The organism is Mucilaginibacter sp. P2_A4 (assembly GCF_056405015.1).
Map to the genome: position 1 here is coordinate 54,170 of NZ_JBFUCX010000010.1, position 18,343 is coordinate 72,512.

An 18,343-nucleotide genomic window follows, 5' to 3' on the forward strand; every position below is an offset into this window, starting at 1 on the left:
TAACACACCACTATGTCATTGCGAGGAACGAAGCAATCTCATAAGGACAGGTGACGACTATGCATTACGAGATTGCCGCGCTGCGCTCGCAATGACATACCGGAAAAATGTAGAGGTTTCTAAACTTTAAGATTTAGAAATCGGGATTTAGAGTTTATACAAGGACGTTATATAAATGTCAATGAAAGTAACAATAGACGGAATACCCGTTGAAGTAGAACCAGGAACAAGCATCCTAAATGCCGCGAGGCAGATAGGTGGCGACATCGTTCCGCCTGCTATGTGCTATTACTCCAAGCTGGAGGGCAGTGGTGGTAAATGCCGTACCTGTTTGGTAAAGGTGACTAAAGGATCTGAAAAGGATCCACGCCCTATGCCTAAGCTGGTTGCATCTTGCCGTACCGGTGTTATGGATGGTATGGAAGTACAAAACATTACCTCGCCCGAAGTTGTGGAGGCCCGTAAAGGTGTGGTTGAAATGTTATTGATCAATCACCCGTTGGATTGTCCCGTTTGCGATCAGGCCGGTGAGTGCCACCTGCAGGATTTAGGCTTTGAGCATGGTGCTGCCAAAACACGCTACGAGTTTGATCGCCGTACATTTGAGAAGATTGATATTGGTGATAAAATTCAGCTGCATATGACGCGTTGCATCCTGTGCTACCGTTGTGTGTTTACTGCCGATCAGATCACCAATACCCGTTTGCATGGCATACTGAATAGGGGCGATCATTCAGAAATCTCCACTTATATCAGCAAAGCTGTTGATAACGATTTTTCTGGAAATATGATAGATGTATGCCCTGTAGGTGCATTAACAGATAGAACCTTCCGCTTTAAAAACCGTGTATGGTTCACTAAGCCTGTAGATGCACACCGCGATTGCGATAAATGCTGTGGTAAAGTAACTTTGTGGTATAAAGGCGAGGATGTGATAAGGGTAACAGGCCGCAAGGATGTTTATGGTGAGGTTGAAGAATTTATTTGCAATACCTGCCGCTTTGATAAAAAGAAAACAGCTGATTGGGTAATTGAAGGCCCACGCAAAATATCGCATAAATCGGTTATCAGCTCAAATCACTACGAGTTTACACCGCTGCCGGTTGTTAAAACCAACCCGGTATTGATGGAAGCGAATAAAGAACAATTTGAAAGAGACACACGCTTATAATGGGATTAGTAGATATAGCATTTAAATTTGGCCTGATATTGATTATTTTCCTTATCAGTTTGGTTGTGGCCATGTACTCAACCTATGCCGAGCGCAAGATTGCCGCGTTTTTCCAGGATAGGATAGGCCCTAACCGTGCCGGTCCGTTCGGACTTTTGCAGCCACTGGCTGATGGAGCTAAAATGTTCCTGAAAGAAGAGATCATTCCAACCAACGCAACACCATTCCTGTTTATAGTTGGCCCCTCACTGGCCATATTAACAGCCTGTATAGGTTCAGCAGTTATCCCATGGGGGCAACAGATCACCATAGGCGGGCATATAGTTGATTTGCAGGTTACAGATATTAACGTAGGTGTTTTATACATCTTCGGTGTGGTATCATTAGGCGTTTATGGCGTAATGATTGGCGGTTGGGCATCAAACAATAAATACTCTTTATTGGGGGCTATCCGTGCAGCATCACAAAACATCAGTTACGAAATTTCAATGGGCTTGTCAATCATCGCTTTATTAATGCTGACAGGTACCTTAAGCTTACGTGAAATTGCCGAGCAACAGCACGGCTGGAACTGGAATATATTACGCCAGCCACTTGGGTTTTTGATATTTATTGTATGTGCTTTTGCAGAAACCAACCGTACCCCGTTCGATTTACCTGAGTGCGAAACTGAGCTGGTTGGTGGTTATCATACCGAGTATTCGTCAATGAAACTGGGCTTTTACCTGTTTGCCGAATACATTAACATGTTTATTTCATCGGCAGTAATGGCTACCTTATATTGGGGTGGTTATAACTATCCGGGTATGGATTGGATGCTTGCGCATACAGGGCCAACTATTGCGCCAATTATTGGTGTGGTGGTTTTGTTCGCTAAAACTTTCTTGTTCATCTTCTTTTTTATGTGGGTACGCTGGACAATTCCACGTTTCCGTTACGATCAGTTGATGGATCTGGGCTGGAAAATATTGATACCATTGGCCATTGCCAATATTGTACTAACGGGTATAGTTAGTGCAACACTTACTCACTTTGGATATTAATTAAATGGAATCATTAAGCAATAAACGAAAAGTATTGGAAGTAAAGCCGCTCAATTTTTTAGAGCGTGCTTACCTGCCGGCTATCGCGGGTGGACTTATTACTACCATGAAGCACTTTTTCAGGAAACCGGTAACGATCAGTTATCCTGAAGAAAAACGTGAGTTTTCTGAAAACTTTAGAGGTATGCACTCGCTTAAACGCGACGAGGATGGCAAGGAACGCTGCACAGCCTGCGGGTTATGCGCATTGTCGTGCCCGGCAGAAGCTATAACCATGACGGCTGCAGAACGCCAGAAAGGCGAGGAGCACCTGTACCGTGAAGAAAAATACGCCGCTGTTTATGAAATAAACATGCTTCGCTGCATTTTTTGCGGCCTTTGTGAAGAAGCCTGCCCTAAGGAGGCCATATATCTTGACGGAGATATTGTACCTGCCGACTATTTACGGAAGGATTTTATTTACGGTAAAGACAAATTAGTAGAGGCACCCCTAAATCAATAAAGAAGTTTTATACCTTTGCCCAACTCTTTTAATGGGGCAAGGGTATTTTGTAAATATAAACATGAGTACATTTTACTTCATCGCATTTTTGTCCATATTCTTTTCGATATTGGTTATTACGGCCAAAAATCCGGTACATAGTATCCTTTATCTTATACTTACCTTTTTTACGTTCACTATTCATTATATTTTAATGAACGCCCAGTTTTTGGCGATAGTTAATTTTATAGTGTACATGGGGGCTATCCTGGTATTATTCCTTTACACATTGATGCTTATCAACCTTAATAAGGATAGCGAGCCCGTTAAACCATTTATGGTAAAATTTGCCGGTGTGTTTGGTGGTGGTATACTGATGGTGGCTTTAGCGGCTTCTTTAAAATCTATCGGCGCATCTAACCCTGTAATATTACAGAACCCCGATTTGGGCCTGGTAAAAAACCTGGGTAAAGTATTGTTTAACGAATTTTTACTGCCATTTGAAATATCGTCTGTATTGCTGCTATCGGCAATGGTGGGCGCTGTTTTACTGGCTACAAAAGACACAAAAACTGCATAATGGAAAGTTTAACAAATACAATACATGCGGTACCGCTTAATCATTACATTTTATTAAGCAGCATTATTTTTTCGATTGGTGTAATGGGTGTATTGATACGCCGCAATGCTATCGTAATATTTATGTCGGTTGAATTGATGCTGAACGCGGTGAACCTTTTGCTAACGGCATTCTCTGTTTACAGGGGCGATGCTTCGGGCCAGGTTTTCGTATTCTTCATTATGGCACTTGCTGCTGCCGAAGTAGCCGTAGGTTTGGCTATCATAGTGATGATCTACCGGAATACCAATTCGATAGATATCAATGTGCTGAACAGGCTTAAATGGTAGGCTGATTTCGGATTTCGGAATTTCGATTTCGGATTTAAGAAATAGAATAAATATAGTAACAGACCGTCATCGCAAGTGAAGAGATTGCTTCGTTCCTCGCAATGACGATTAAATAAATAGAAACGTATAACGTAGTACGTAAAACGTATAACTCAAAACATGAATCAATACATCTGGCTTATTCCCATATTACCGTTGGCCGGTTTTATTATTAACGGACTTGGTCGTAATTCATTATCAAAAGGAATAATAGGCTTTATTGGAAGCCTGCTGGTGCTGGTATCTTTTGGCTTAAGCCTTGCGGTTTTCTTTCAGATCAAATCAACCGGAAACCCTGTAAATGTTGCTTATTTTGACTGGATTAATGCGGGCCCTGTTCATGTGCCTTTCGCATTTTTGATAGATCAGTTAAGTTCTATTATGCTGCTTATTATTACGGGTGTTGGTTTCCTTATCCACCTGTATTCTATAGGTTATATGCACCATGATAAAGGCTTCGGTAAGTTTTTCGCTTACTTAAACCTGTTTGTTTTCTTCATGCTTTTACTGGTATTAGGATCAAACTACATCATTATGTTTATAGGATGGGAGGGCGTAGGTTTATGCTCATACCTGCTTATAGGTTTCTGGTATACAAACCCAAGCTATGCAGATGCTGCCAAGAAGGCTTTCATCATGAACCGTATTGGTGATTTGGGCTTTTTGTTAGGCGTGTTCTTAATGATCTACGCATTTGGTACTCTTGAATTCGCTACATTATTTCCTAAAGTTGCCGCATTGAAAGTGAGTGCTGCACCGCTTACAGCTATTACCATGTTGCTGTTTGTGGGTGCTATAGGTAAATCGGCACAGTTACCCTTATTTACATGGTTACCGGATGCCATGGCAGGGCCAACCCCCGTATCTGCATTGATCCACGCTGCAACCATGGTTACAGCAGGTATTTATATGATTGCCCGCTCAAACATTTTGTATAGCATGGCGCCATTTACAATGGAAGTTGTAGCTATAGTAGGTTTGGCCACCGCGTTATTTGCCGCGCTTATTGCCCTAACGCAAACTGATATAAAAAAGGTATTGGCTTATTCAACCGTATCGCAACTGGGATATATGTTTTTAGGCTTGGGCGTGGGTGCTTACACTGGCTCTTTCTTCCATGTATTAACACATGCGTTTTTTAAAGCTTTACTATTCCTTGGCGCGGGTTCTGTTATTCACGCGATGAGCGATGAGCAGGATATGCGTAAAATGGGAGGCTTAAAAAGTAAGTTACCTGTTACGTTTGCTACCATGCTTATCGGTACAATTGCTATTTCAGGTATACCACCGTTCTCTGGTTTCTTTTCAAAAGACGAAATTCTGGCTCACGCCTATGCGCATAGTACCACATTTTATGTGGTAGGTGTTTTTACAGCTATGCTTACTTCGTTCTACATGTTCAGGATGATGTACCTTACTTTCTGGGGTAAATTCCGTGGTACACATGAACAGGAACATCATTTGCACGAGTCGCCAGCAACCATGACCATTCCATTGATCATATTGGCAATACTTTCTATTGTGGGAGGTTTAATTGGTGTGCCCGAGGTGTTGGGCGGTCATCATGAGTTAGGTCATTACCTGGCCCCTGTATTTAAAGCTTCAGCAGCCGTTTTACCTTCAAGTGAATTATCATCAAGTACCGAATGGATCCTGATGGGTGTTTCGGTAGGTGTTGCATTGTTCGCGTTGATATATGCGTACATCAAATATGTGCAAAATGGCCGCGTTCCGGTAGCTGATACCGAAGAGCGCCCGGCATTGAGCAGCTTATCATACCATAAATTTTATGTTGATGAGCTTTATGATTTTGTGATTCGTAAACCATTGGATTTTCTGTCAACATTTTTCTACAATGTTGTGGATAAGATGGGTATTGATGGGTTGGTAAACGGCTTAGGCAAAGGAACTATTGAAACCAGTAAAGGGCTGCGTTTATTGCAGACCGGTAATGTGGGTTTCTACATATTTGTAATGGTGCTGGGTATAATAGCCATATTGCTTTACAGTGTATTTGGATTAACTAAAGTATAAACGATAGCGTTTAAAATATAAAATGACCGTTAGTATATTAATTTTTTTACCGGTAGTTGCCGCAGTTATAGTAGCCTTATTAAAAAATGGAGTTGCTAAGCATGCCGCATTATTTTTCTCTGTTGCCCAACTGGTAATAGCCGGCCTGTTTTTAAGCCGTTTTGTGCCCGATGCAACAACACAGTTTGGTATTGATGTGCCATGGATAGCAAAATTTGGTATCTATTTTAGCGCCGGTATTGACGGGATCAGCATGATCATGGTATTACTTACCACCTTGCTTGTGCCGCTTATTATATTAACTACCTACAAGCATGAGTACAAAAATGCGGGTGCATTTTATGCTTTAATACTATTTATGCAAGCTGGCTTGCTGGTAGTGTTTACCGCGCTTGATGGGTTTTTGTTTTACGTTGGGTGGGAAGCCGCATTGATTCCTATTTATTTTATATGCGCCCTTTGGGGGGGCGAAAACCGCATCCGTATTACACTTAAGTTTTTCATTTACACTTTTGCCGGGTCGTTATTTATGCTGGTAGCTATCATCTACCTTTATTTACAATCTCCGGATAAGACTTTTGATATCCACAATTTTTACGCTTTAAAGCTTACTGCTCAACAGCAGTCATGGGTGTTTTTAGCATTCTTTATGGCATTTGCTATAAAAATGCCTTTATTCCCTTTCCATACATGGCAGCCCGATACTTATACAGAGGCTCCGACAGGTGGTACGATGATGCTATCGGGTATTATGCTTAAAATGGGTATCTATGGAGTTATCAGATGGTTAATACCAATTGCGCCTCTTGGGCTTGCTCATTGGCAACCCATAGCTATCATACTCGCCGTTATAGGTATTGTGTATGCTTCTATCATCGCATTTAAGCAAACCGATGGTAAGCTGTTGGTAGCTTATTCATCGATAGCGCACGTAGGTCTTATTGCTGCTGCAATTTTTACCTGGAACGTGCAGGGTTTACAGGGAGCCATGATACAAATGCTTAACCACGGTATTAATGTGGTAGGTATGTTTTTTATATGGGATATCATCAGCAGGCGTTTAAATACCCGCGATATCGGCCAGCTTGGTGGTATTGCAATGGTGGCTCCCAAATTTTCTATAGCGTTTTTAATTATTGTGCTGGGTACAGTAGGTTTGCCGCTAACCAACGGTTTTGTGGGTGAGTTTTTGTTGCTGGATGGAGTTTTTCAATATAGTGCTTATCACTACATGAATTTGGCCCTGGTAATTGCTGCTGGCTTAACCATCATTTTTGGAGCTGTATATATGCTGCGCATGTATAAAAATGTAATGCAGGGCGAGCTTAATGAATTGACAACAACTTTTAAAGATATAAGCGGATCTGAGCAATTGGTTCTTACTATTATCTGTATACTAATAATTGTTATAGGCGTTTACCCGCAGCCAATAATGCATATATCTGAGGCGGCAGTTAATAATTTGTTGGGCACCCTGAATGGAAAGTTGGTGTATTAGTTTTGAAAATTCTAAACGCTAAAGGTTTAAATTCGAAACTCTAATTTCTAAATTCTAAAAGGGAAAATTAATGGATGTTGGAGAGAATAACGTTAAGAAGTTTAATCTAGAAGACAGGACATTTGATTTTGCTAATAACTGTAAAGAATTTTTAAAAAAGATTGAGAGAAATATACATAATATTGAATACTATAAACAACTCATTCGGTCATCGGGTTCGGTAGCAGCAAATTTTATCGAGGCCAATGAGAGCTTTAGTCGTAATGATTTTTCTCATAGGATAAAGATATGTAGAAAAGAAGCTAAGGAAAGCCGGTTGTGGCTTAGACTTATTGATATAAATGAACAACAATTATCAGCTACAAGAGACGCGTTAATTCAGGAAACAATTGAGTTAACAAAGATTTTTGGAGCAATGCTTGAAAAAATTAAAAATACTAATCCATAAATTACTCAAGGTTTTAGATACAGTTTTAGAGTTTTAAATTCAAGTCTTAGGGTTTCGTATTTAAGTTTTAGAGTTTAGTATTTAGGATTTCGGGTTTAGAATTTAGAGTTTAAAAAAAATGACTACTTTAATCATCATATCTGTTTTACCAATAGTGTTGCTGTATCTTGGATTATACAAGGCTACAAAAGCATTATTACCCGTTACTGTGATCGGCTTAATTGCCGCCTTGGTTTGTGCTATTGCCGAATATAAAACTCCGGATACCACTATGCCAATTTATCACGGTATGATGATGTTCAATAATTTTTCTGTTGTATTTTCATCTGTTACTATCATCAGTACTATCCTCATCCTGCTGTTATCTGCGGGGTATTTCGAGAGGATAAGCAACCATGTGGCGGAGTACTATGCTATCATATTGTTCTCGCTGGCGGGTATCATTGTAATGGTATCTTACTATAACCTTACCATGATGTTTATTGGTATCGAGATTATGTCTGTAAGTTTATACATCCTGGCAGGTATAAAGAAAAGCGATTTTGCCTCTAATGAAGCGGCTTTAAAATACTTCCTGATGGGTGCTTTCTCAACAGGTTTCTTACTGTTTGGTATTACGCTGATATACGGTTCAACAGGATCATTTAGTTTGGAAGTTATCCGCGACTGGGTTTTGGCTCATCCGCATATCGATCCTATGTTCTACACTGGAATAGGCTTAATTGTTGTTGGGCTTTGCTTTAAGCTTGGCGCCGCACCGTTCCATTTTTGGACTCCTGACGTGTACGAGGGATCGCCAACCATCATTACGGCCTTCATGTCAACAGTGGTAAAAACAGCCAGTATTGCTGCATTTCTCCGTTTGTTTTCTGCGTGTTTTGCTCCGCTATCAGATTTTTGGGTACCGGTTTTATTGGTAATTACTGTAGCAACTTTATTTGTAGGTAACATCACCGCGCTGTATCAGCAGAGCTTTAAACGTATGCTGGCTTTTTCCAGCATATCGCATGCCGGTTATTTGTTATTTGCTATAGTTGCTTTGGGTTCAGCATCTGCAAACTCGGTATTCATGTATGCTACTGCCTATTCAATAGCTTCAATTATCGCTTTTGGTAGTTTAATATTGGTTCATCAGCAAAGTGGCAGCGATAGTTTTGAAAGCTTTAACGGCCTTGCAAAAAACAATCCTTTCCTGGCCCTTGTATTAACTATATCAATGCTTTCACTGGCTGGTATTCCGCTTACTGCAGGGTTTATCGGTAAGTTCTTCATGTTTTCGGGCGCGTTGTCAAAATACCAGGTTTGGCTGGTTATCATAGCCGTTGTAAATGCTATAATAGCTATATTCTATTATTTCAGGGTTATAGTTGCCATGTATTTCCGGTCGGCTGATAGGGCCGAAGTTATTGTTCCGGTATATTATAAACTTGTTTTTGCAGTTTCTGCTTTAGCAACAGTTATCATCGGTATCTACCCTGATTTTATCTCGCGTTTCATTTAATATTAACTGAGTACTACAAATTGATATAATATTTGTAGTTTTACAGATATAGTGAATGGAAAGTTTTTGGGATTACCTTCAAAATTTAACGGACGCTCAATCCATCATAAGCAGGGGAGGCTTTTATTTCCTGCTTGTTGTTGTTTTTGCTGAAACCGGCCTGTTTTTTGGTTTTTTTTTACCAGGAGATTACCTGCTATTTATGGCAGGTTTGCTGTGTTCGGCGGGGAAGGTTGATGTAAACATATCTACGTTGGTGTTATCGCTCATAGCAGCAGGCATATTAGGAAATTTTACGGGTTATTGGTTTGGTTACCGAACGGGGCCCGTGTTATTTAATAAGAACGACTCGCTATTTTTTAAGAAACGGTATGTAATACTGGCCAGCGATTTTTATAACAAATACGGAGGGATGGCCTTGATTTTAGGGAGATTTTTCCCGATAGTTAGAACATTTGCCCCTATATTTGCAGGAGTTGTAAAGGTTGATATCAAAAAATTTGGTTTATATAACCTGATAGGAAGCGTAACCTGGGTATGTACCTTTACTTTAGGCGGATATTTCTTAGGAAGAAGGTTTCCGCAGGTAAAGGATTATATGCAGTATATAGTGCTGGGATTGATCATAATTACCTCCATCCCGCTTATTTTAGCTTACGTCAAAAAGAAGTTAGTAGAGAGTAAAGAAAAACATAATACATAATAAATACCGATGAGTACACAACATCCATGGCACCAGGTTTCTCCAGGTGAAAATATTCCCGAAATTGTTAACGCTATTATAGAAATACCAAAAGGTTCAAAAGCTAAATACGAGATAGATAAAGATTCTGGTTTGTTAAAATTAGATCGCGTTTTGTTCTCGTCAGTAATGTATCCTGCAAACTATGGCTTTATTCCGCAAACTTATTGCGATGATAAGGATCCGTTGGATATATTGGTGCTTTGCTCAATTGATGTTTTCCCGATGTCGATTATTGAGGCAAAGGTTGTAGGTGTAATGCACATGGTTGATAATGGCGAGCAGGACGATAAGATCATTGCTGTGGCCAAGAACGATATGTCTGTAAATTACATTAACGATTTGAACGAGCTTCCACCGCACGCGATGACCGAGATTGTTCGTTTCTTTAAGGATTATAAAAAGCTGGAAGGCAAAAATGTAACCATCGAGCATTTATTAGGTGTGCGGTATGCGCATAAAGTAATACTTGAAAGTTTGGAATTGTACAAGTCTACATTTCCTGTTTACCAATAATTAATAGATGGACCCCGCACCTTACGAAATAAGTGTCTTTTATATAATCGCTACCATGCTTTTGGTTTTGCTCAACGGCTTTTTTGTAGCCGCCGAGTTTGCCATGGTTAGGGTAAGAGGTTCACAAATAGAGATTAAAGCTAAAGGCGGAAGCGCGGTAGCTAAAGTTGCAAGGGGCATTTTACATAATTTGGATGGATACCTGGCTGCTACGCAGCTGGGTATTACCATTGCTTCGCTTGGTTTAGGTGTTGTTGGCGAAGGAGTTGTTACCAACATTGTACTACGGGCTTTTTTAGCCGTAGGTATTAAGCTTACACCGGTTTTTATAACCACAAGCCATGTTCTGGCATTTTCATCTATCACTATACTGCATATTGTATTTGGTGAGCTGGCGCCTAAATCGATAGCCATTCAAAAATCGGCACGCACGGTATTGGCAGTTTCATTTCCACTAAGGTTCTTCTTTGTTTTTTTTAAGCCACTGATATGGTTGCTGAACGGCTTCGCTAATTTTATTTTGAAGCTATTGGGCATAAGTACTTTGGAGGGCGGCGAGGCGCATCATAGTTCTGAGGAATTGCAATACCTGCTTGAGCAAGGTAAGGAGACCGGAGCGCTTGATTCAAATGAGCATGAACTGATCCAGAACGTGTTTGATTTTAATGAGCGGGTAGTAAAAAATATCATGGTGCCGCGGACCAAAATATCAGGTATTGATATCAATTCAACCACGCAGGAACTATTGGATATGATCATAGACGAAGGTTATTCCCGGATGCCTGTTTTTGATGATGTAATAGATAAGATCATTGGTATAGTACACGCCAAAGATATATTGCCATTGCTGGCGCGGAACCAGGAGATTGTGCTTAGAGATATCATCCGTAAACCTTACTTTATTCCCGAGACCAAAAAGATCAACGATCTGATGGCCGAATTGCAGCAAAAGCGAATACAGATAGCTATTGTACTTGATGAATTTGGCGGTACAGCAGGTATGGTTACGCTGGAGGATATTGTAGAAGAACTGGTAGGCGAGATACAGGATGAATATGATGAAGAAAAGCCTATAGTTGAAAAGGTGAACGAACGTGAGTTTATAGTAAACGCGCTTGCACCGATATATGATGTAAACGAGCATTTACCACATGACCTGCCCGAGGATGGTGATTTTGATACCGTATCCGGATGGCTTGGAGATATATTTGGTAAGATCCCCGATGTAGGCGAGCAAAAGGAATCCAACGGCTATAACATTACTGTATTAAGAAAATCTGACCAGAATATAGAATCTGTTAAACTTGAGTTATTGATAAATGAAGAAGATGCAGTAGATTTACATTAATCTGCTTAGCCAATGCAACTTTTTTATACCCCCGATATTGAACCCTCGCACCCGCAATATTTTCTTAGCGAGGAAGAAAGTAAACATGCCATACGTGTATTAAGATTAGAGTCCGGCGACAAAGTTCAGCTGATTGATGGTCGCGGTGGTTTTTATGATGCACAAATTCAGGATGCTCATCCAAAACGAACTATCCTCAATATTACTTCCGTTACTCCAAACTTTAACAAACGCAATCATTACCTGCACATCGCGGTAGCGCCAACCAAAAATATTGAACGGCTGGAATGGTTTTTAGAAAAAGCTACCGAGATAGGTATCGATGAGATCTCACTGATCATAACCCAGCGGTCCGAACGAAAAGAGGTAAAGGTTGATAGGCTCAACAAGATCATTACAGCAGCCATCAAACAATCCCTTAAAGCATATCACCCTGTTTTAAATGACGCGGTTAAACTGAATCAACTGCTGACGCAGCCATTTGATGGGCAAAAATTTATTGCCCATTGCGAAGCCGGCGAAAAGTTTGATCTGCGTAAAGAGATAACCAATAACGGCAGATATCTGGTATTAATAGGGCCTGAAGGGGATTTTTCTCCCGCCGAAATTGAACTTGCTTTAGAGAATGATTTTAAACCCATCACCTTGGGTGAGGCAAGGTTACGTACCGAAACTGCCGCATTGGAGGCTTGCTTTGAAGTTAACTTTATAAACAGGGTATGAAAAGCATTGGGCATATCATAATTGCTTTGGCTGCATTTATAGTAATGAGCGGCTTTAATGTGCCTTCATATAAAATTGCCCGCCTTAAATATGCAGGAGGGGGCGACTGGTACGGCGACCGTACCGCTTTAACTAACCTCATTAAGTTTTGTAATGAAAACCTGAAGACGAACTTTGATACAGATGACGATGTGGTAGAAGTGGGCAGTTCATCAATATTTAATTATCCGTTTGTTTTTATGACCGGTCACGGTAACGTGATATTTAGCGACCAGGAAGCCCGTAACCTGCGTAAATACCTTACCGGTGGTGGCTTTTTACATATCGACGATAATTACGGGTTAGATAAGTTTATTCGCCCGCAAATGAAAAAAGTTTTCCCCGAACTTGAATTTGTGGAGCTTCCGCTTAATCATCCAATCTATCATCAGAAATACAGCTTCCCTAACGGCCTGCCGAAGATCCATGAGCATGATGGCACGCGCGCGCAGGGATTTGGCCTGATATATAAAGGCCGGTTGGTATGTTTTTATGACTATGAATGCGATTTGGGCAATGGATGGGAAGATTACGGTACTTATGCCGGCGATACACAGGAAAGCCGCTTAAAGGCGCTGAAAATGGGTGCCAATATGATACAATACGTATTTACTCAATAGACTTTTTTGCGGAGCGGCCCGGCGTTTTTCTTTTTTTAGCCGGCGTTCATTGCAGATTAAATTTAATACCTTTAAACTTACAAGAACCTTATATCACAAATACCGCCACAGATGTATCAAATAAAAGTAAATGGCCAATATGTTTTTGAAACCGAAAGAAACAGTGATGATTTGCTCTTAAACAAAACAAAAACCGGCGCTGATATTAAACATATTGGTGGAAATATCTATCACATCATAGAAGGCAACCAATCCTATAATATAGACGTAGTATCATTTAACAACGCCGATAAAACTGCCGAAATTAAAGTCAACAATAATACCTATGTAATTACTGCTAAAGATCAGTTTGATATTTTGCTTGATAAATTAGGTCTCAGCAGTTTAAGCAGCGCGCGGCTGAGTGAGGTAAAGGCTCCAATGCCTGGGATGGTGCTGAAGGTTTATGTTACTGACGGGGAAGAAATAAAAAAAGGGGATAACCTGTTTGTACTTGAAGCCATGAAAATGGAAAATATCATAAAATCTCCGGCTGATGCATCTATCAAAAAAATAAAAATTAAGGCTGGCGATAAAGTGGAAAAGGGACAAATTCTGATCGAATTTTAAAAATTAATTTTTTGGCTTCCACTTTTATTACAATTACGTAAAAGATTGAGCTATTTATTACTGTTTCTGTTGTTTTATTGCCGTTTTGTTAATAACTTACTTTTTTAATTAACATTTTAACTTTATGAAGAAAAATCTACTAACAATTTTGTTGTTATTTTCCTGCATCTCATTGGTTTTTGGGCAAAACCGTGTGATAACTGGTAAGGTAACAGATCAAAAAGATGGGTCACCCTTACCTGGGGTAAGCGTGTCCGTGAAAGGAGTTGCCAGTATAGGCACTCAAACCGATATCAGTGGATCATACAGCTTGTCGGTTCCTGCTACAGCAAAAATTTTAATTTTTACATTTATAGGTTACACACCTGCCGAAATTGCTATCAATAAAGTGGTTATCAATGCCAGTTTGCTGGTTGATGCCAAGCAGCTTACAGAAGTTGTGGTAGTTGGTTATGGTACCCAAAGCAGGCGTTCATTAACCGGTTCTATCTCAAAAATTAAAGGTGCTGATATCGAAAATATCCCAGTACCAAGTTTAGAATCTGCCATACAGGGCCGCACACCTGGTGTATATATACAGGCTCAAAATGGAAAACTGGGCCAGGGAATCCAGGTGCGTATCCGTGGCGCATCATCTGTATCTGCCGGAAACCAGCCATTATATGTGGTGGATGGTTTGCCTATTACTGTTGATAACTTTTCAACCAACGGTGCATCAACCAACCCTCTTGTGGATTTAAATCAGAATGATATTGAATCAATTGATATATTGAAAGATGCTTCGGCTGCTGCAATTTATGGTTCAAGAGCATCAAATGGTGTAGTTTTGGTAACTACAAAAAAGGGTAAGGCCGGCGATACCAAAGTAACCTACAATCAATATTATGGATTTAGTAAACCAACTCGTGAACGTGAATTTTTAAATTCAGAACAATATGTTACGTTGTTAACTGCAGCGGGTATAGCTGGTGGATATTCTGCCACTTCAATTGCAAATAGATTAAAAAGATACTCGGCCGGTAATGATGATTATAAAACCTATAAAGTAAATACCGACTGGCAGAAAGAAATTACACAACATGCGCCGGTACAAAATTATAACCTGGTATTATCGGGCGGTACCGAAAAAACCAAGTTTTATATATCTGGTACTTATAATAATCAAAAAGGTTTCCTGATAGGTAACGCTATTAACCAGTACAGCTTAAGAACCAACATTAGCAACCAGGCTACCAAATGGTTAGAAGTGGGTGCTCTCTTAAGTGTTTCACGCACAAAAAATTATCGTTTGGATAATGACGATGCTTTTTCAACGCCAGAGCAAATTGTGGCCTTATCGCCAATTACCCCGATTATCGACCCTCGTACGGGATTAACAAGTGGTGCACTTGATCTTGCTACAGGGCTTCCAAACGCCAGTTTCCCAATCTATTTTAACCCGTTGTTAAATGCTCAAAATAGCTATTTTAACACCGTTGATTACCGGAATTTGGGTAACTTATATGCCCAGGTAAAACTGCTTCCTTCATTGAGCTTTAGGTCAGAAGTTGGTGTGGATATATTAAATTCAAGCGAGGATAGTTATTCAGGCTCGTTAACTGCCCGAAACTCCAATTCGCCCAACGGCGTCGGCTTTAGCTCATCCGTTACTGCTGTAAACTTTAATACAAATAATTTTTTGCAATTTATTAAGGACATAGGCAAGAGTAATATTAATGCGGTGGGTGGTATGTCTTATCAGCGTCAGCAAAACGATCTTAACTCAATTAATGGCAGTCAGTTTCCGAGCGATGCATATAAAAGACTTTTCAGCTCGGCAGATATTACAAATGGCATATCAAAAACAGCAGCTTATTCATTATTGTCCTATTTTGCAAGGGCAAATTATAAATATGATGAAAAATACCTTTTATCATTAAGTGGTCGTATTGATGGTTCTTCCAGGTTTGGTGCCAATCACCGTTACGGATTTTTCCCTGCAGGTTCGGTAGGCTGGATTGTATCAGAAGAGAGTTTCATGAAAAAGCAACAGCTGGTTTCTGAATTGAAATTAAGGGCCAGTTATGGTATTACCGGTAACTCCGAGATTGGTAACTTTGCTTCTCGGGGGCTGTTTACGGCGTTCGGGTATGCAGGTGTTGCCGGAGCAAGGCCAACTCAATTGCCTAATCCTGATTTGAAGTGGGAAACAACTGCGCAAACAGATGTTGGTTTAGATATAGGTTTTTTCAATGGGCGACTTACCGGCCAGTTTGATGTGTATTTAAAGAAAACAAAAGACCTGTTATTAGACGTGCAGATTCCTGGTACTTCAGGTTTTACAACTATTACTCAAAACCTTGGTAAACTTCAAAACAAGGGGTTTGAAATGCAGATCGATTCAAAGAATATTGTTGGTAATGGAATTACCTGGTCAACAAGTTTTAACTTCTCTATCAACCGCAATAAAATTACCGACTTGAAAGGTCAGGTTATTAAAGGTAGCGGTGATGGTGTTAACCGAGCTGTTGAAGGCCAGCCATTAGGTATATTTTACACGGTTGAGTTTGCCGGGGCTGATCCAGCCAATGGAGATGCGCTTTATTACAAAAACACTGATCTTGGTGGTGGCAAACGCGATAGGGCAACCACAAACGATTACAATGCAGCAACCCCGGTTGTTGTTGGTGATCCTAACCCTAAATTTATTGCAGGTTTAAATAACACGGTAAGTTATAAAGGATTTGATTTCAGCTTCCTGTTACAGGAAGTAAATGGCGATAAGATCTATAACGGTGGTGGCCAGTACATGTCTGTTGGTTTTAATAACGGAGCTGATAACCAAACCATAGATCAATTGCAATCATGGAAAAAGGCGGGTGATATAACTATGGTGCCAGAGGCTCGTTTGTTTGCTGGTAATGGTGTATCGCCAAGTTCAAGGTATTTGAGTGATGGATCATACCTCCGTTTAAAGAATATTGTTTTAGGTTATAATTTCCCAAAAGGCGTATTGGAAAAAATAAAACTGCGTAGTTTAAGAGTTTATGCGCAAGCTACAAACTTAGCCACCTGGACCAAATATAAAGGTTGGGACCCTGAGCTGAACTCGGATGCATTTTCTGGTAACATTACCCAGAACTATGATTTTTATGCAGCTCCGCAGGCTAAAACAATAACTTTTGGAATTAACGTGGGATTTTAATTTAAGCTGAAGAAGATGAAAAAAATAAAATATTCAATTATAGCATTAAGTACATTAGTAATGCTATATAACTCCGGCTGTCAAAAACAGTTAGATATTAAGCCTCACGATACGGTAGAATCAAACCAGGCTTTAAAAACGTCAAAAGATGTAGAAGGTGTACTTATCGGCGCGTATACAGCCGCTGGCTTAAGGGGGCTGTATGGTGGCAGATTACAGGCGACCACAGATTTTTTGGCCGACGATGGCGATTTTCAATATCAGGGTACTTTCTCTGAGTATACAGAACTTGATAATAAAAAAATAACTATCGATAATTTTTTTGTTGAGGGCGTGTGGAATGCAGGTTACAATACCATTGGCGTTTGTAATATTGTTTTGGCTAATTTGAACCTGGTTTTAGCGGCCGATAAGGCAAAAGTTGAGGGAGAGGCCAAGTTTTTGCGGGGAATGACTTATTTTGATCTTGCCCGTGCATTTGGCAGGGCCTGGAATGATGGTTCGCCAACAACAAACCTGGCTGTGCCATTGGTGTTAACGCCAACCACAACAATAGCAGGGATACAAAATGTAAAGAGAAATACTGTTGCCGAAATTTATGCCCAGGCAATAGCCGATTTAACAACGGCCGAAGCTAATCTTGCAGGGAGTAATCCTCCTTATGCAAGCTCTTCATCGGCATCGGCGGTATTAGCGAGAATTTACCTTACCCAGGGAAAATATGACCTGGCCGAAGCTGAAGCCACAAAGATTATTAGTAGTGGCCTTTTTGAGATGGTGAAAAACTTTGCCGATGAATTTCAGCATCCGCTGCAAGCTACACGGGTGTTTAACTCTACCGAAGATATATTTGCAATCCAGATTTCCAGTCAATCGGGCTTTAATGCATTAAATGAGGTTTATGCAAGCTCGGATTTTGCGGGTCGTGGAGAGACAATTATTTTTGATCAGCATTATGCCCGTTACGAGGCCGGTGATGACCGTGCTAATGAATTCTATGATGTTTATACATCTAAATTTAACAACACATTTGGTAACGTAGTCACCATTCGTTTAGCAGAAATTTATCTCATCAGGGCTGAAGCAAGGATATTAAAAACTACTCCTAATCTGGCTGGAGCAGCTGCTGATATTAATGTTATCAGAAACAGAGCTAAATTAGCTAATACAACAGCTACAACAGTTCCCAAGTTGATTATTGCTTTAAAACGGGAGCGCCGGGTTGAATTGGCTTTTGAAGGTCAGCGGTTGGGCGATTTAAAGCGTTTCATGGAACCTACGCATTCAATTGATGGTGACGGTAATGCTGTTGAAGCTTTTGACTGGAACTCGCCTAAGCTTATATTTCCGATACCAAAACGTGAGCGTGATGCAAATCCTAATTTGACGCAAAACGAAGGTTATCAATAAAATAAATAAAGCATTGTTTTATGAACCC

17 protein-coding genes are annotated in these 18,343 nt (G+C 40.2%); all 17 read left to right on the top strand.

Features of this window, described 5'->3' with window-relative positions; all coding sequences use genetic code 11:
* Window positions 1-181: 181 nt before the first annotated feature.
* The gene (locus AC1DYB_RS18305; RefSeq protein ID WP_477391675.1) at window positions 182-1,171 is read left to right on the top strand and encodes an NADH-quinone oxidoreductase subunit G; all 990 of its coding nucleotides are present in this window, start codon (window positions 182-184) and stop codon (window positions 1,169-1,171) included.
* On the top strand, window positions 1,171-2,214 hold the full coding sequence (gene nuoH / locus AC1DYB_RS18310) for an NADH-quinone oxidoreductase subunit NuoH (RefSeq protein ID WP_295717581.1): 1,044 nt from the start codon (window positions 1,171-1,173) through the stop codon (window positions 2,212-2,214). Before AC1DYB_RS18305 ends, nuoH begins: the two co-directional genes overlap by 1 nt.
* Before the next feature lie 4 nt (window positions 2,215-2,218).
* Window positions 2,219-2,716: a NuoI/complex I 23 kDa subunit family protein gene (locus AC1DYB_RS18315; protein WP_295717578.1), complete on the top strand. Its 498-nt coding sequence runs from the start codon at window positions 2,219-2,221 to the stop codon at window positions 2,714-2,716.
* Window positions 2,717-2,777: 61 nt separating this feature from the next.
* Window positions 2,778-3,275 (top strand): NADH-quinone oxidoreductase subunit J family protein, encoded by a 498-nt coding sequence (locus tag AC1DYB_RS18320; protein WP_295717576.1) that lies wholly within the window; start codon window positions 2,778-2,780, stop codon window positions 3,273-3,275.
* Entirely contained in the window at window positions 3,275-3,604 is a 330-nt protein-coding gene (gene nuoK / locus AC1DYB_RS18325) for an NADH-quinone oxidoreductase subunit NuoK (RefSeq protein ID WP_295717574.1), read from the top strand. The genes AC1DYB_RS18320 and nuoK overlap by 1 nt, the downstream gene beginning before the upstream one ends.
* A 159-nt stretch (window positions 3,605-3,763) precedes the next feature.
* A complete protein-coding gene (gene nuoL / locus AC1DYB_RS18330) occupies window positions 3,764-5,677 on the top strand; it encodes an NADH-quinone oxidoreductase subunit L (protein ID WP_477437021.1) in 1,914 nt (637 codons plus the stop codon).
* Window positions 5,678-5,699: 22 nt separating this feature from the next.
* Window positions 5,700-7,175 carry a complex I subunit 4 family protein gene (locus AC1DYB_RS18335; RefSeq protein WP_477437022.1) on the top strand — a complete coding sequence of 492 codons (1,476 nt, stop codon included), beginning with the start codon at window positions 5,700-5,702 and terminating at the stop codon, window positions 7,173-7,175.
* 70 nt (window positions 7,176-7,245) lie between these two features.
* Window positions 7,246-7,623 carry a four helix bundle protein gene (locus AC1DYB_RS18340; RefSeq protein ID WP_477391679.1) on the top strand — a complete coding sequence of 126 codons (378 nt, stop codon included), beginning with the start codon at window positions 7,246-7,248 and terminating at the stop codon, window positions 7,621-7,623.
* Between the two features lie 118 nt (window positions 7,624-7,741).
* A complete protein-coding gene (locus AC1DYB_RS18345; protein ID WP_477437023.1) occupies window positions 7,742-9,124 on the top strand; it encodes an NADH-quinone oxidoreductase subunit N in 1,383 nt (460 codons plus the stop codon).
* Window positions 9,125-9,179: 55 nt separating this feature from the next.
* Window positions 9,180-9,827: a DedA family protein gene (locus AC1DYB_RS18350; RefSeq protein WP_477437024.1), complete on the top strand. Its 648-nt coding sequence runs from the start codon at window positions 9,180-9,182 to the stop codon at window positions 9,825-9,827.
* A gap of 9 nt (window positions 9,828-9,836) precedes the next feature.
* On the top strand, window positions 9,837-10,382 hold the full coding sequence (locus AC1DYB_RS18355; RefSeq protein WP_477391682.1) for an inorganic diphosphatase: 546 nt from the start codon (window positions 9,837-9,839) through the stop codon (window positions 10,380-10,382).
* A 7-nt stretch (window positions 10,383-10,389) separates the two neighbouring features.
* Entirely contained in the window at window positions 10,390-11,730 is a 1,341-nt protein-coding gene (locus AC1DYB_RS18360) for a hemolysin family protein (protein WP_477391683.1), read from the top strand.
* A gap of 12 nt (window positions 11,731-11,742) precedes the next feature.
* Entirely contained in the window at window positions 11,743-12,453 is a 711-nt protein-coding gene (locus AC1DYB_RS18365) for a 16S rRNA (uracil(1498)-N(3))-methyltransferase (protein ID WP_477437025.1), read from the top strand.
* Window positions 12,450-13,112: a DUF4159 domain-containing protein gene (locus tag AC1DYB_RS18370; protein WP_477437026.1), complete on the top strand. Its 663-nt coding sequence runs from the start codon at window positions 12,450-12,452 to the stop codon at window positions 13,110-13,112. Before AC1DYB_RS18365 ends, AC1DYB_RS18370 begins: the two co-directional genes overlap by 4 nt.
* A gap of 111 nt (window positions 13,113-13,223) precedes the next feature.
* Window positions 13,224-13,721, top strand: a complete 498-nt coding sequence (locus AC1DYB_RS18375) for an acyl-CoA carboxylase biotin carboxyl carrier protein subunit (RefSeq protein WP_477437027.1) — start codon at window positions 13,224-13,226, stop codon at window positions 13,719-13,721.
* A gap of 124 nt (window positions 13,722-13,845) precedes the next feature.
* Entirely contained in the window at window positions 13,846-16,905 is a 3,060-nt protein-coding gene (locus tag AC1DYB_RS18380) for a SusC/RagA family TonB-linked outer membrane protein (protein ID WP_477437028.1), read from the top strand.
* A gap of 15 nt (window positions 16,906-16,920) precedes the next feature.
* Complete coding sequence (locus AC1DYB_RS18385; RefSeq protein WP_477437029.1) at window positions 16,921-18,315, top strand: RagB/SusD family nutrient uptake outer membrane protein; 1,395 nt, start codon at window positions 16,921-16,923, stop codon at window positions 18,313-18,315.
* Window positions 18,316-18,343: the final 28 nt, after the last annotated feature.

Bases quoted from the DNA above. Each gene is read 5' to 3' on its own strand.
- AC1DYB_RS18305 (WP_477391675.1), top strand. From the start codon at position 182: ATGAAAGTAACAATAGACGGAATACCCGTTGAAGTAGAACCAGGAACA.
- nuoH (WP_295717581.1), top strand. From the start codon at position 1,171: ATGGGATTAGTAGATATAGCATTTAAATTTGGCCTGATATTGATTATT.
- AC1DYB_RS18315 (WP_295717578.1), top strand. From the start codon at position 2,219: ATGGAATCATTAAGCAATAAACGAAAAGTATTGGAAGTAAAGCCGCTC.
- AC1DYB_RS18320 (WP_295717576.1), top strand. From the start codon at position 2,778: ATGAGTACATTTTACTTCATCGCATTTTTGTCCATATTCTTTTCGATA.
- nuoK (WP_295717574.1), top strand. From the start codon at position 3,275: ATGGAAAGTTTAACAAATACAATACATGCGGTACCGCTTAATCATTAC.
- nuoL (WP_477437021.1), top strand. From the start codon at position 3,764: ATGAATCAATACATCTGGCTTATTCCCATATTACCGTTGGCCGGTTTT.
- AC1DYB_RS18335 (WP_477437022.1), top strand. From the start codon at position 5,700: ATGACCGTTAGTATATTAATTTTTTTACCGGTAGTTGCCGCAGTTATA.
- AC1DYB_RS18340 (WP_477391679.1), top strand. From the start codon at position 7,246: ATGGATGTTGGAGAGAATAACGTTAAGAAGTTTAATCTAGAAGACAGG.
- AC1DYB_RS18345 (WP_477437023.1), top strand. From the start codon at position 7,742: ATGACTACTTTAATCATCATATCTGTTTTACCAATAGTGTTGCTGTAT.
- AC1DYB_RS18350 (WP_477437024.1), top strand. From the start codon at position 9,180: ATGGAAAGTTTTTGGGATTACCTTCAAAATTTAACGGACGCTCAATCC.
- AC1DYB_RS18355 (WP_477391682.1), top strand. From the start codon at position 9,837: ATGAGTACACAACATCCATGGCACCAGGTTTCTCCAGGTGAAAATATT.
- AC1DYB_RS18360 (WP_477391683.1), top strand. From the start codon at position 10,390: ATGGACCCCGCACCTTACGAAATAAGTGTCTTTTATATAATCGCTACC.
- AC1DYB_RS18365 (WP_477437025.1), top strand. From the start codon at position 11,743: ATGCAACTTTTTTATACCCCCGATATTGAACCCTCGCACCCGCAATAT.
- AC1DYB_RS18370 (WP_477437026.1), top strand. From the start codon at position 12,450: ATGAAAAGCATTGGGCATATCATAATTGCTTTGGCTGCATTTATAGTA.
- AC1DYB_RS18375 (WP_477437027.1), top strand. From the start codon at position 13,224: ATGTATCAAATAAAAGTAAATGGCCAATATGTTTTTGAAACCGAAAGA.
- AC1DYB_RS18380 (WP_477437028.1), top strand. From the start codon at position 13,846: ATGAAGAAAAATCTACTAACAATTTTGTTGTTATTTTCCTGCATCTCA.
- AC1DYB_RS18385 (WP_477437029.1), top strand. From the start codon at position 16,921: ATGAAAAAAATAAAATATTCAATTATAGCATTAAGTACATTAGTAATG.